Annotated in this window: 12 protein-coding genes; 3 read left to right on the top strand and 9 right to left on the bottom strand. The window is 63.2% G+C overall.

The features are described from left to right. Positions 1 to 36: 36 nt before the first annotated feature. The gene (locus AC1MCA_RS17925; RefSeq protein ID WP_479799666.1) at positions 37 to 1,356 is read left to right on the top strand and encodes an AI-2E family transporter; all 1,320 of its coding nucleotides are present in this window, start codon (positions 37 to 39) and stop codon (positions 1,354 to 1,356) included. On the opposite strand, the gene AC1MCA_RS17920 is transcribed toward AC1MCA_RS17925, so the two are convergent. Both AC1MCA_RS17920 and AC1MCA_RS17915 read right to left on the bottom strand, forming a co-directional pair. Next, positions 1,353 to 2,153 (bottom strand): alpha/beta hydrolase, encoded by an 801-nt coding sequence (locus AC1MCA_RS17920; RefSeq protein WP_479799665.1) that lies wholly within the window; start codon positions 2,151 to 2,153, stop codon positions 1,353 to 1,355. The two genes, AC1MCA_RS17925 and AC1MCA_RS17920, sit on opposite strands and share 4 nt — an antisense overlap. 58 nt (positions 2,154 to 2,211) lie before the next feature. Beyond that, the gene (locus AC1MCA_RS17915) at positions 2,212 to 2,580 is read right to left on the bottom strand and encodes an ATP/GTP-binding protein (RefSeq protein WP_479799664.1); all 369 of its coding nucleotides are present in this window, start codon (positions 2,578 to 2,580) and stop codon (positions 2,212 to 2,214) included. A 37-nt stretch (positions 2,581 to 2,617) separates the two neighbouring features. Here AC1MCA_RS17915 and nucS point away from each other — a divergent pair, with 37 nt between their 5' ends. Both nucS and AC1MCA_RS17905 read left to right on the top strand, forming a co-directional pair. Beyond that, on the top strand, positions 2,618 to 3,313 hold the full coding sequence (gene nucS, locus AC1MCA_RS17910) for an endonuclease NucS (protein WP_479799663.1): 696 nt from the start codon (positions 2,618 to 2,620) through the stop codon (positions 3,311 to 3,313). Between the two features lie 277 nt (positions 3,314 to 3,590). Beyond that, complete coding sequence (locus tag AC1MCA_RS17905; RefSeq protein ID WP_011692441.1) at positions 3,591 to 3,794, top strand: cold-shock protein; 204 nt, start codon at positions 3,591 to 3,593, stop codon at positions 3,792 to 3,794. 186 nt (positions 3,795 to 3,980) lie between these two features. Here AC1MCA_RS17905 and AC1MCA_RS17900 read toward each other — a convergent pair whose 3' ends face one another. The 7 genes from AC1MCA_RS17900 to atpA form a co-directional block, all read right to left on the bottom strand. Then, on the bottom strand, positions 3,981 to 6,530 hold the full coding sequence (locus AC1MCA_RS17900) for a bifunctional lysylphosphatidylglycerol flippase/synthetase MprF (RefSeq protein WP_479799662.1): 2,550 nt from the start codon (positions 6,528 to 6,530) through the stop codon (positions 3,981 to 3,983). Beyond that, on the bottom strand, positions 6,527 to 7,834 hold the full coding sequence (locus AC1MCA_RS17895) for an alpha/beta hydrolase (protein WP_479799661.1): 1,308 nt from the start codon (positions 7,832 to 7,834) through the stop codon (positions 6,527 to 6,529). The genes AC1MCA_RS17900 and AC1MCA_RS17895 overlap by 4 nt, the downstream gene beginning before the upstream one ends. 4 nt (positions 7,835 to 7,838) lie before the next feature. Further along, positions 7,839 to 8,270, bottom strand: coding sequence for a DUF2550 domain-containing protein (locus AC1MCA_RS17890; RefSeq protein WP_479799660.1), 432 nt, complete (start codon positions 8,268 to 8,270; stop codon positions 7,839 to 7,841). A 10-nt stretch (positions 8,271 to 8,280) separates the two neighbouring features. Then, a complete protein-coding gene (locus AC1MCA_RS17885; protein ID WP_108598278.1) occupies positions 8,281 to 8,565 on the bottom strand; it encodes a F0F1 ATP synthase subunit epsilon in 285 nt (94 codons plus the stop codon). Between the two features lies 1 nt (position 8,566). Beyond that, positions 8,567 to 10,021, bottom strand: a complete 1,455-nt coding sequence (atpD, locus tag AC1MCA_RS17880) for a F0F1 ATP synthase subunit beta (protein WP_108598279.1) — start codon at positions 10,019 to 10,021, stop codon at positions 8,567 to 8,569. 80 nt (positions 10,022 to 10,101) lie between these two features. Continuing rightward, positions 10,102 to 10,995 carry a F0F1 ATP synthase subunit gamma gene (locus AC1MCA_RS17875; RefSeq protein ID WP_108598280.1) on the bottom strand — a complete coding sequence of 298 codons (894 nt, stop codon included), beginning with the start codon at positions 10,993 to 10,995 and terminating at the stop codon, positions 10,102 to 10,104. Between the two features lie 76 nt (positions 10,996 to 11,071). Continuing rightward, positions 11,072 to 12,709: a F0F1 ATP synthase subunit alpha gene (gene atpA / locus AC1MCA_RS17870; RefSeq protein WP_108598289.1), complete on the bottom strand. Its 1,638-nt coding sequence runs from the start codon at positions 12,707 to 12,709 to the stop codon at positions 11,072 to 11,074. Between the last annotated feature and the right edge of the window lie 18 nt (positions 12,710 to 12,727).

Here is a 12,727-nt window from a genome sequence, read left to right as displayed (position 1 = left end):
ATGCGGTGCCACGCACGGAACGGGCACCAAAATCCAGTGACTGACAAGACGGACGAATCCTCCGCGGCCCACGAAAATCAACCGGCCGTCGGCGCTCCGCAGTCCTTGCCGGAGAGGCCTGCCGGGCTCAAGCGGCACGCCGCCGCGGCGGCGGCCCTGGGCTTTATTGCCCGCCGCCTGCGCCAGCCGTTACCCGGGGCCCAGCCCAGGCTGCGTTTTGAGATGCCGCCGGAATTGCCGGCGGAATACACTGCCGCTGAAGAAGACACCGCCGCGGACGGCGAGACGGCTCCCCAGTTCGGCAAGCCGGGCCCCCGCATCTCTCCGCAGCACCCGCTGTATATGGGCTTTATGGGGACGGTGGGTGTGGGCCTTGCACTGCTGGTCTATTGGATCGGTTCGAATACCACGCAGCTGCTGCTGTGGATTGTGGCTGCCCTCTTCATCGCCCTTGGCCTTGAGCCGGTGGTCGGCTGGCTGGAGAACCGGAAGATTCCCCGCCCGGCAGGCATCCTGGTGTCGGTCGCGGTTCTGGTCAGCGCTGTTGCAGGGTTTTTCGCCACCCTCATCCCCACGATCGTGGAACAGGTCACTGAGATTGTTGAGCAGGCGCCCATCTGGGTGCGGGATTTCATCGATTCTGAATTCTTCCGCAACGTGGACAGCCAGTTCGGCATCCGCGACCGCATCACGGAGGAACTCGACAAATTCGTCAATGATCCGGCCGCGATGGGCGGGATCTTCGGCGGGGTGGTTGGCTTCGGTTCCACCCTCGCCAACGGCCTCTTCGGTGCCCTGATCGTCCTGGTCCTGAGCCTTTACTTCCTGGCCGCACTGCCGGCCATGAAGAAGTGGGGCTATCGGCTGGCACCCCGCTCCCGCCGCCCCCGGGTGGCGGCACTTTCGGAAGAAATCACCCGTTCGGTAGGCAACTACGTGATCGGCCAGGCGTGTGTGGCCCTGCTGAACGCCACGTTCGCGTTCATCGTGATGTCCATCGTGGGAGTCCCCTTCGCCGTGCTGCTCGCCTTCGTTGTGGCACTGCTGGCCTTCATTCCCCTGGTGGGCGGCCTGATAGCGGGCGTGCTGGTGACGCTGATTTCGCTGACCGAGGGCTGGCAGACAGCCGCCATCTTCGCGGTCTGCTACTTCGCGTACCTGCAGTTCGAGGCCTACTTCATCTCCCCGCGCATCATGCAGAAAGCCGTAGCCGTACCGGGCGCCGTGGCCGTCATCTCCGTTATCGCCGGCGGCAGCCTGCTGGGCGTACTGGGCGCGCTGATCGCGATTCCCACCGCAGCGGCCATCCTGCTGCTCCTGAAGGAGATCTACATCGTCCGCCAGGACAAGCACTAACCCACGGCAGTTGCCACAGGCCCGTTCCACTCATGCGGCAGGCCCTCGGGGCCGGATCCTGCTTGGGTCACATCGTCCACGATCTCGTTCAGGGCCCGGGAGGCGTACTTCTCCCCCACCCACAGGTGCTTGGCGCCGTCCACCCCGACCACCCGGGCCTGGGGAACCAGGCTGAAGCGTTCGACGGCGGCCGCGGGCTGGAGATAGTCGTCGTGCTCGGGCACCAGGACGGTCAGCGGTTTTCCTGCCTTTGACCACTGGCGGAGGTGGTCGTCCGTGGCCCTGTGCAGCGGCGGCGAGAGCAGCACCGCGCCTTCTATCCCGCTGGCCACCGGTTCCACCGCGCCGAACATCAAGGCCAGTTCGGTACCGAAGGACCAACCCACCAGCCACCGGTTGGGCAGCTGGCGTTCGACGGCGAACCGCACCGCTGCCTCGACGTCGAGCCGCTCGCCGATCCCCTCTTCAAAGGAACCCGCGCTGGTGCCCCGCGGCGATGACGTTCCGCGGGTGTTGAAGCGAAGCACCGCCACCCCTGCCAGCGCCGGAAGCCGGTAGGACGCCTTCCGGAAAACATGCGAGTCCATAAACCCGCCGTGGGTCGGGAGGGGGTGGAGGGTGATCAGCGTGGCGGTGACAGGGCCGGATTCCGGCAGCGCCAGTTCCCCCACCAGTTCATGGCCGTCCTCTGTGTGGAGGTGGATGTTCTCCCGCCGCGCAGGCAGGACCGTGGACGCGCGGATGGGTGACGGGCCTGAAGGCTGGGTGAAGTGGTACGACGCCGGATCAAAAGTCATGCCTGTCAGCTTAGCGACTCCGGGCGTCCTGAAACCTTCGTGCCCTGGCCCTGGTTCCTCAGCGGTAGCGGTAGGACCGGGACAGCCAGCAGTTCGTGTGCCAGTGGCGGCGCTCCGCCAGGCCCGCGGCAGCCCCGAACAGGTGATCGTCCTTCCACACCACGAGGTGGGCCACTCCCGGGACTACGGCGGTGGAGCAGCCAGGGCAGATGTAGGTCTTTTCGGCATTTCTGGCAGTCATGGTCCGGACCATCCACTCGCCGTCCGGGGCACTTTCCCGGCGGGCAATTCCGGCCCGTGCCCGCTCCAGATCCAGTTCGGGGACTTCCCCGTTGCCCTTTTTGCCTGCTGCCTTTCCGGCCGGGCCTCCCATTGCTGCTGCACCCTTTCCGGAGACCGGGCGGCGGGGACGGTTGGAACGCGGCATGCCTCCATTCTGCCCTAGCCCCGGTAGTGTGTACGGCGTGCGACTTGTCATAGCCCAATGCTCAGTTGATTATGTTGGCCGGCTTAAAGCCCATCTCCCCCTTGCCACCAGGCTGCTGCTGGTCAAGGCCGACGGGTCGGTGCTGGTCCACTCTGACGGCGGTTCCTATAAACCCCTGAACTGGATGAGTCCGCCGGCAACCCTCCGCGTCACAACGCCGGAGGACGTGGACCTCGAACTCGGCGTCACAGAACAGTGGACCGTGCAGTCGGCCAAGACCGATGACAGGCTCATCATCAACATCCATGAGCAGCTCCACGAGTCCTCCCATGACCTGGGCGTGGACCCTGGCCTGATCAAGGACGGCGTCGAAGCGGACCTGCAGCGGCTGCTTGCCGATCAGATTGAAACCCTGGGCGAGGGGTTTTCCCTGATCCGCCGTGAGTACTTCACCGCCATCGGACCGGTGGACATCCTGGCGCGGGACGCCGCCGGCGCCACCGTAGCCATCGAGCTGAAGAGGCGCGGGGACATCGACGGCGTGGAGCAGCTGACGCGCTACCTGGAGCTGCTCAACCGAGATCCGCTGTTGGCGCCGGTACGCGGAATCTTCGCGGCCCAGCAGATTAAACCCCAGGCCAAGGTGCTGGCCAACGATCGCGGCATTGACTGCATCACGCTGGACTACGATGCCATGCGCGGTGTCGATGACAGCGAATCCCGGCTCTTCTGAGTGGGGCCTGCCCCTGACGAGGGGATTCACCGGGTTTTTAGCCAAAATTTGCAGGATTGGCTGTTCAGAGGCGTTGACCTGAAAGAAACGGCGTGAAATTCTTAGAACAGTCTTTGTGTAGGTGTTTTTCATGCTCGCAAGACAAGTTGCGAGCGCGAAGCTCCTGCAGGGCCGGTTCCCTCAAGAACGGGCAGTGAAGGATTCTTCTCGCGGAGTGACCAAGTCCGGCACGAAGTGTGCAGGACTTAGACAAGTTCCATAATGAGGAGAAATAAAAATGGCACAGGGAACCGTCAAGTGGTTCAACGCTGAAAAGGGCTTCGGCTTCATCACCCCGGATGACTCCGATGGCGATGTCTTCGTTCACTACTCCGAGATCCAGACCGGTGGCTTCAAGACCCTCGACGAGAACCAGCGTGTTCAGTTCGAAATCGGTCAGGGCGCCAAGGGCCCCCAGGCTACCGGCGTAACGCTGGTCTAGTCCCCCAGCTTTGAAGGCCGCTGTATGCGGGCTTCAGCTCATGGAAGATCCCCGGCATCCGTGCCGGGGATCTTTTTGTTTATGACAAAGTGTCACAAATGTTTTTCGCGGGGATAGGCGATGCACCTTCGGTGGCGGGATTCACGCTTGCCGGCACCAGACCGGTGACGGCGCGCATTTTTCGCCTTAGCTTACGAGGTTCCGGACCAGCCGCGCTCCCTGCCGCAGCGAAAGTCCCGGCAGATAGGCACGCGTGAGGGCGCGCCCAATGGCTGGCAGCTGCAAGGGGTCCTGGTAGTACAGGTAAAGGGCCCGGTACTCGGGCTTGAAACGGGATTTGAAGGCAGCCAGCGAACGGAAGCCATAGACCGGCTCGAGGGCATGGCCCACCACATCAAGAATGCGCACCAGGTTCTCGGCCGGAACGGGTTCCGGTGCACTGCCCCCGTCCCCGTCCTGGGGAAGCCGGGCAAGGGGCGAACCGGACAGTGAGATGACCTCCACCGAGTCCCTCAACTCAAGCACTGCGGAGGCAATCAGGAACTCCATCACGCCGGGAAATCCCTCAGCTGCCCGGCGCATAACGTCCAGGGTACGGCTGACCACCTTCCCGTCGTCGTAAACGGGCAGCCAACTGGTGACCCCGTGCACGATGCCTTCGCCGTCAACGGCGAGGCAACACAGCACCTCGTCATCCATCAGTTCATCGATGCCGCCCAAGGTGAAGCCCATTTCGGGAACGGACTTGCCGGCGGCCCATTCCTCCGAGACTTCACTCAGCCGGGCGCGCAGCTCCTGGGGCAGCCCATGGTAGGTCCCCCAGACGGCTTTGACGCCGATCTTGGCCGCCCGGTTCAGCGCTGTCCTCACGTTCTGCCATTCCTTGCCCTTGAATTCAAGATCCCGGAGGGCCAGCCTGGTCTCCTGGGCCACTGATACACGCTGGAAGCCGCGCCGCTGAAGCATGGGCCACAAGGTGTCGTCGCAGGAGTACAAAGCGGGAATGAGGGCGCCGCTGGCACAGTAATCAAGGAATCCCTCGGCGGTCCGGAGCCGGGCATCCGCTGCACCGAAGGGCCCCGCGAGGGTCAGTGCCACGCTGCCGTGCTGCTGATACGCCACCGCGCCGTGTCCGTCCGGGCTGAACCAATAGCGGTTGGGTTCCCAGAGGGCCATCCAGGAGAGCGAATCGCCGCCCTGGTGGAGCAGCTTGCGGGCCCTGGCCCGGTCGTCATGGCCAGAGTCACTGCCATGATGCCGGCCGAGGAGGACCGACCAGACACCGGCCAGCGCCACCAGCCAGAAAACAGGTCCTGAGTAGCCGAAGATCAGTGATTCAAGACTGTTCCGGTCCGCGAACACCCTGCGGTAAAGGTTGGGAAGCGGTACCGGCAGGTATTGCCTGGACAGCTCCGCCAACAGGCCGAGGGGACCCCCGTCGCGGGTCAACCCGCCTGCTGCGAGCCATGCAGCTGTGTAGCTCCCGGCCAGGAGCAGCCAGACACCTCCGACGACGGCCACCAGCCTCCGGCGGGCGGACGGAACTGTCTCCACACGGAATTGCCGGCGGTTGACCCACAACAGCACTGTCAGCAGCAGGGGCACGATCACCAGTGGCAGGATGTGGGCGAACCCGGAACCCATGGAGGAGGTATGCGGACGGGACGGGTAATGCGGTATCAGCGCAAACAGGGCCAGGTACACGGCAGCCAAGGCCGTGACAGCGAGCTGGATCGCGAGGGTGATGCGCAAGGCCATCCTGCGGCCGCGGCGCATGCCGTCGGCACAGATCAGCAGCAGGACAACTGGCACCACTGCCACGGCGAGCCCGAACGGCCCCGTGAATCCTGCCCGTCCCACTTCCAGGCAGGACGCCTCCACCGTTGCGCCGCAGTTCGCCTCAAGCTGGCTGAGGGTGGGCACGGGGTTCAGGACCACATCCCGGAGCAGTGCCAGCGGACCCGTCGGTGTGCGGGCAATAGCGGTCAGGATTGGTCCCACCGCGAACACGGCAACTGTCAGTGCCAGAAGATTTCTCGTCTCGCGGCCTGTTGAACGGGGTGCATGCAGATGCCCGAGGTCACCCTGATGCCACCAGCTCGCGGCGAGGCCAAGAACGGCTCCGATCAGGCCGATGACAGTTTCTGCATGCCCTACATACAGAACCAGCAGGAGGGCCACTGAGAGTACCGCTGTCCGCAGCCGTCGGCGCCAAAGGACCGGAAGCCGTCCGCTCGCCGCCAGGGAAACGGTCAGGACAGCGGCGTAGGGACCGATCAGGCTGTAGTCCGCCATAAGTCCCAGCCACCCGTCGCCCGCGTAACGGGCCAGCTGGGTGAGGAGCAAAAACACTGTGACAGCGGCGAACTGGCCGCCAAGGAACAACGCCCCGGTCCGAACCAGTCCCAGGCTCCGCTCGGCGAGGCCAAGCAGCACCAGGATCATGAGGGAGGCAACCAGGTACGCCAGCGGATTCGTGGCAAAGAACAGGGACGTGAAAAGCGCCCACCAGGCACCGCCCCTCAGTCCGGGGGCGCTGACGCCGGCAAGAGGCAGCAACTCCACGGGCGGACCGCTGAGGTAGCTTCCCGTGACGGCACCGACCACCAGGAAAACCGTCAGGATGCCCAGCGTCAGGGGCACCGAACGCAGGTAATCCCAGAATCTTTGGGCGGTCGGCAGCCCCACAGTTGACCAGAGCAGGGCAGGGGCGCGGGCCTCATTCAGGGCCTTCACCTGTCCCAACCCCACTGTGCGGTGAGGAGATCCAGCCCGTTGGTCAGGCCCGGAGTCAGCATGTCCCATGAATGGCCAACCCGTGGCACCTCATCCACCCCCACCGTGAAGCCCGCACCGCGGGCAGCCTCGCTGAGCTTCCGAAGGTTGGCCACAAACTCCGGATCGGTGGCCCCCGCAGCGAAGTAGGCCACACTGCCCGGATATTGCCGTTCCTTCATCAGCGTCAGCGGCACCTGGGCGTCAAAGGCAGCGGTGTCACCGTTGAACGCCGCGTCCACGGTCTTGTGGCGTTCCTTGGCCAGCGCCGGTTCTCTTTCGCTCGCAAAGGCCAGGGCGCCGGAATAGAGTTCCGGATGGCGCGTGACCATCTGGAGGGCGCACGTGGCACCAAAGCTGAACCCGCCGACAGCCCACCGCCGGTGATCCGTGTCCACGTCAAGGTTGGCCAGGATCCACGCAGGAACATCCACGGACATGTAGGTGTCGGCTTTGGCGATGGAACTGTCCATGCAGAGCAGGTTCGCGGACTGGCTGCCGTTGGGATCCACCACCACAACCACAGGGGCCACTCCCCCGTGCTGCGCTGCGAAGTTGTCCATGCGCTGCTGCAGCGAACCCCCGGTCAGCCAGTCAGCCGGACCGCCCGGCTGGCCAGGAACGAGCACCAGTACCGGGAGACTGGGACGGTTGGCGGCAAAGTAGGCCGGCGGGAGCCAAATGAACGAGTTCCGCGTCTGGAGGCCGGAGGCTGTTGCCGGGATGAATGCGGTGCGCAGGACGCCGGCGGGGGGAAGCTCGCCGGCGGCTTCCCAGCCGGTCAGGGGCCGGGCGATACTGCCGGGCTGGCGTGTCAGCTCCTGCTCAAGGGCCGGGATGCGTGTCAGTGCTGTTCCCGTCAGGTCCGACACGGTTTTGTTGAGGCCGAAATAGGCATTGATCTGCAGGGCACACAGCAGGACCACGGCGAGGAAGGCAACGATGTCCAGCGCACGGCGGCGCCATGATCCGGGTCGGAACCGCAGCAGCAGGAAAGAGAAGGCGGCAACGCCCGCGAACACCCAGGCCAGAACCTGCCAGGGCAGTTCGTCGGGGAATGCGGACGTCAGATAGATGAGGATCCAATGGACCAGGAGTACCAGTCCGGCAGCCACAGCAAGGGCAGCAGCCACACTCAGCAGCCAGCGGCGGCGCCTCAGCGGCTGTGGGCGGAGGATCAGCCACATGCCGGCGGCAACGCCAAGGACCCAGGCCGTCCAGTACAGCGGCCCGTCCGTCAACCGGATATCGGCAATCCAGTCCACGTGCCTAGCGCCAGGTACCTACGCCGACAACCGGCCCGGCTTCCAGCCAGGAGGACAGTCCAGTGTAGGCATCGAATTTCATGGCCAGCCGCAGGTCCAGGCCTTCATACCGCAACTCGACAATGACGACGTCGGGCTGGACCTTAACGGCCTCGGCTTCAGTGGGTTTCCGGCGGCCAAGCAGTTCCAGGGAACTGCGCTTAAATGTGTGCTTGGGCCGCACGCTCAAAGAGAGCAGCCGGAACCATTCGAGGTCGTTGTCCTGATAACGGCAAACCCCCATCTGCCAACTGTTTCCAGCCGTGCAAATGGAGGCGTCCACCGTGCCAAGGGCGCGCCGCAGATTGAAGCGGCGCACCCCCGAAAGGCACAGTGCGAAAATCAGCAATCCAAAAGCGATTGCCAGTCCGATGAACGTAAGAGTGGGTGCGTCCATCAGTGTCGTGCTAGCGGATCCCAGCAGTAGCCGCGTCGCCCAGTTGGGCGTTGTCAGCAACAATCACCACGCGGTTGTTGTCAACGGAGAAGAATCCGCCGTCAACAGCCACGGCAATACGGTCCCCGGAAACCGGCTCAATGGCCAGTTCACCTTCGGCCAGGATCGCCAGCAGGGGCGAGTGGCCGGGCAGGATTCCGATTTCACCATCGCTGGTGCGGGCCTTGACCATCTTGGCCGCTCCGGACCACACGAAGTGGTCCGCTGCGACAATCTCAACCTCAAGCTCAGCCATATTACTTGGTCTGTTCCTGGATCTTGGCCCACTGGCGCTCAACGTCATCCAGGCCGCCGACGTTGAAGAACGCCTGCTCTGCAATGTGGTCGAGGTCGCCGTCGCAGATGGCGGTGAAGCCTTCGATGGTGTCCTTGATGGCCACCGTCGAACCTTCGACGCCGGTGAACTGCTTGGCGGTGTAGGTGTTCTGCGAGAGGAACTGCTGGATACGGCGTGCACGCGACACGACGATCTTGTCCTCTTCCGAGAGTTCATCGACACCGAGGATGGCGATGATGTCCTGGAGTTCCTTGTTCTTCTGCAGGATCTGCTTCACACGGACAGCCGTGTTGTAGTGATCCTTGCCGATGTACTGGGGATCCAGGATTCGTGAGGTCGACGTCAGCGGGTCAACGGCCGGGTACAGACCACGGGAAGCAATTTCACGGGAAAGTTCCGTGGTTGCGTCGAGGTGTGCGAAGGTCGTGGCCGGAGCCGGGTCGGTGTAGTCATCTGCGGGAACGTAGATGGCCTGCATCGAGGTGATGGAGTGACCCTTGGTGGACGTGATGCGCTCCTGGAGGAGGCCCATCTCATCTGCCAGGTTGGGCTGGTAACCCACGGCCGAAGGCATGCGGCCGAGGAGGGTGGAAACCTCGGAACCTGCCTGCGTGAAGCGGAAGATGTTGTCGATGAAGAGCAGCACGTCCTGGTTCTGGACATCGCGGAAGTACTCCGCCATGGTCAGGGCGGACAGTGCAACGCGCAGACGCGTTCCCGGCGGCTCATCCATCTGGCCGAATACAAGGGCGGTGTCCTTGAGGACGCCTGCCTCTTCCATTTCAACCCAGAGGTCGTTGCCTTCACGGGTACGCTCGCCAACACCGGCGAATACGGAAGTACCACCGAAGTTGCGGGCAACACGGGTGATCATTTCCTGGATCAGAACGGTCTTGCCAACACCGGCGCCACCGAAGAGACCGATCTTTCCACCCTTGATGTACGGGGTGAGGAGGTCGATGACCTTGATGCCCGTTTCCAGCATCTCGGTGGAGCCTTCGAGGGTTGCGAAGGCAGGTGCCTTGCGGTGGATCGGCCAGTAGTCCGAAGCCTGGATCTCGGACTCGTCAACATCCAGGGGCTTGCCCAGGACGTTGAAGATGTGGCCCTTGACGCCGTCGCCAACAGGGACGGTGATGGGCGAACCGGTGTCCACAACGTTGGTCCCGCGGACAAGTCCGTCGGTAGCCTGCAGGGAGATGGCGCGAATGAGGTTGTCACCCAGGTGCAGGGCGACCTCGAACGTGATGGTCTTGGTCTCACCGTTGAGAGTAATCTCCGTGGTGAGGGCGTTGTAAATCGAGGGGATTGCGTCAGCCGGGAATTCGACGTCGACAACCGGGCCAATAACACGGGCAATACGGCCGGTAGCACCGGGCGTTGCGGCTACGTGTTCGGTAGCGGTGGCAGTCATCTCTCTCACTTCACTCAGTAGATGGCGTGGGGTTTAAGTTTGTTCTTTGATGCAGGTACAGCTGGGCCGGACCGTGCTGGCTAGGACGCGTTCAAGGCGTCGGCACCGGCAACGATTTCGGAAAGCTCCTGCGTAATTTCAGCCTGGCGGGCAGTATTGCGCAGACGCGTGTACTTTTTGATGAGATCCGTGGCGTTGTCGCCGGCGGACTTCATCGCCCGCTGACGGGCTGCGAGCTCGGAAGCTGCTGCCTGCAACATAGCGGCGAAAATGCGTGATTCGATGTAGCGCGGCAGCAGAGCGTCAAGAACCTGCTCCGTTTCCGGCTCGAATTCGTAGAGCGGCAGGAGGTCCGATTCGGACGCAGCCTGCTCTTCGACAACTTCGAGGGGAAGCAGACGGATGACCGTGGGCTCCTGCGTCACCATGGACTTGAAGCGGGTGTAGACAACATGGATCTCGTCCACGCCTCCCTCTTCATAGGGGGTGGCGAAGTCATCCAGCAGTGCCGTGCCAACCTCGCGAGCAACCTCGAACACCGGAGCGTCCGTGTTACCGGTCCACCCGCGCTCGAAAGCACGGTTCCGGAAATCGAAGTACGCCTGTGCCTTGCGGCCCATCACGTAGGTCTTGACTTCCTTGCCCTCTTCGTGCAGCAGCTCAATCAGGCCTTCAGCCTGCTTGAGCACGGTTGCCGAGTAGGATCCTGCAAGGCCGCGGTCGGCGGTGATGATCAGGACGGCGGCGCGGCGGATCTGTGCAGGCTCGGTGACCAGTGGGTGGTCAATCTCGCTCTGGCTTGCCACAGCAGAAACGGCACGCGTGATCGCGTTTGCGTAAGGCAGTGAAGCCGCTACGCGTGCGCGGGCCTTGCCAATGCGCGAGGTAGCGATCAGTTCCATCGCCTTGAAGATCTTGCGCATCGACGTGGTCGAGCTGATCTTCTGGCGGTAGACCCGAATCTGGGCTCCCATACTTTTCCTTTCCTAAGATCCCGATGGCCGGGACCGCCGGAACCCCTGAGGGTTCCGGCGGTCCCCGCCAGCGAAACTAGCGCTTCTGCTTGACGATTTTTTCCTGGTCGACCTCGGCCTCGGAGATAGCATCATGCTCCTCGTGGCCGGCACCTACCAGGTGGTTGTCACCCTCGCCGAAGAAGCCCTTTTTGAAGTCCACAATCGCGGTCTTCAGTGCTTCTGCGGTGTCATCGTCCATGACGTTGGTCTGCGCCAGCGTGGTCAGGATGGAGGACTTGTGCTTGAGGTGCTCGAGGAATTCGGTCTCGAAGCGGTTGATGTCCTCAACCGGAACCTCATCAAGGTGGCCGTTGGTACCGGCCCAGATGGAGACGACCTGGTTCTCAACCGGGAACGGTGAGTACTGGCCCTGCTTGAGCAGTTCCATGAGGCGGGCACCACGGGTCAGCTGCTGGCGCGATGCGGCGTCGAGGTCCGACGCGAACATTGCGAAAGCCTGCATGTCGCGGTACTGGGCCAGTTCCAGCTTCAACGTGCCCGAAACCTTCTTCATGGACTTGACCTGTGCAGCACCACCCACGCGGGACACGGAGACACCCACGTCGACGGCGGGACGCTGGTTGGCGTTGAAGAGGTCCGACTGCAGGAAGATCTGGCCATCGGTAATGGAGATCACGTTGGTCGGGATGTAGGCCGAGACATCGTTGGCCTTGGTTTCGATCAACGGCAGACCGGTCATCGAACCTGCACCGAGTTCGTCGGAGAGCTTGGCACAACGCTCCAGCAGACGGGAGTGCAAGTAGAAGACGTCGCCCGGGTAGGCTTCGCGTCCCGGCGGGCGGCGCAGCAGCAGCGACACTGCACGGTAGGCCTCAGCCTGCTTGGAGAGATCATCAAACACGATCAGGACGTGCTTGCCGCCGTACATCCAGTGCTGGCCGATGGCCGAGCCGGCGTACGGTGCCAGGTACTTGAAGCCTGCGGGGTCAGACGCGGGGGAAGCCACGATGGTGGTGTATTCCAGTGCGCCGTTGTCCTCGAGGGTCTGGCGGACAGCCGCGATCGTCGAAGCCTTCTGGCCGATTGCAACGTAGATGCAGCGCACCTGCTTGTTGACATCGCCTGAAGCCCAGTTGGCCTTCTGGTTGATGATGGTGTCGATGGCAATAGCCGACTTGCCGGTCTGGCGGTCACCAATGATCAGCTGGCGCTGGCCGCGGCCGATCGGGATCATGGCGTCAATAGCCTTCAGACCGGTCTGCATCGGCTCGTGAACCGACTTGCGTGCGGTCACGCCGGGTGCCTGAAGTTCCAGGGCACGCGTGGTTTCGGCCTTGATCTCGCCGAGGTCATCGATGGGCTGGCCCAGCGGGTCAACCACGCGGCCGAGGAAGGCGTCGCCTACCGGTACGGACAGAACCTGTCCGGTGCGGTGCACTTCCTGGCCTTCTTCGATTCCCGTGAAGTCACCGAGGACGATGACACCGATCTCGCGGACGTCGAGGTTCTGGGCCAGGCCCAGGGTTCCGTCTTCGAAGCGAAGCAGTTCGTTCGCCATGACCGAGGGAAGGCCCTCAACACGGGCGATGCCGTCACCTGCTGTCGTTACACGGCCGACCTCTACGCGCTCGGCGTTTCCGGGTTCGTAGGACGCCGCGAACTCGTTCAACGCAATACGGACGTCGTCGGCGTTGATGGTCAATTCGGCCATCTGCAGTCCCTGCTCTCC

This window comes from Arthrobacter sp. BK1 (genome assembly GCF_056680055.1).
Note: the sequence above shows the minus strand (reverse complement) of the source record. Positions and strands in the feature narration are given on the sequence as shown.

What these genes read in the sequence shown, in the direction of transcription:
- AC1MCA_RS17920 (WP_479799665.1), bottom strand. Translation starts at nt 2,153, where the DNA reads ATGACTTTTGATCCGGCGTCGTACCACTTCACCCAGCCTTCAGGCCCG.
- AC1MCA_RS17915 (WP_479799664.1), bottom strand. Translation starts at nt 2,580, where the DNA reads ATGCCGCGTTCCAACCGTCCCCGCCGCCCGGTCTCCGGAAAGGGTGCA.
- AC1MCA_RS17905 (WP_011692441.1), top strand. Translation starts at nt 3,591, where the DNA reads ATGGCACAGGGAACCGTCAAGTGGTTCAACGCTGAAAAGGGCTTCGGC.
- AC1MCA_RS17890 (WP_479799660.1), bottom strand. Translation starts at nt 8,270, where the DNA reads ATGGACGCACCCACTCTTACGTTCATCGGACTGGCAATCGCTTTTGGA.
- AC1MCA_RS17885 (WP_108598278.1), bottom strand. Translation starts at nt 8,565, where the DNA reads ATGGCTGAGCTTGAGGTTGAGATTGTCGCAGCGGACCACTTCGTGTGG.
- atpD (WP_108598279.1), bottom strand. Translation starts at nt 10,021, where the DNA reads ATGACTGCCACCGCTACCGAACACGTAGCCGCAACGCCCGGTGCTACC.
- AC1MCA_RS17875 (WP_108598280.1), bottom strand. Translation starts at nt 10,995, where the DNA reads ATGGGAGCCCAGATTCGGGTCTACCGCCAGAAGATCAGCTCGACCACG.
- atpA (WP_108598289.1), bottom strand. Translation starts at nt 12,709, where the DNA reads ATGGCCGAATTGACCATCAACGCCGACGACGTCCGTATTGCGTTGAAC.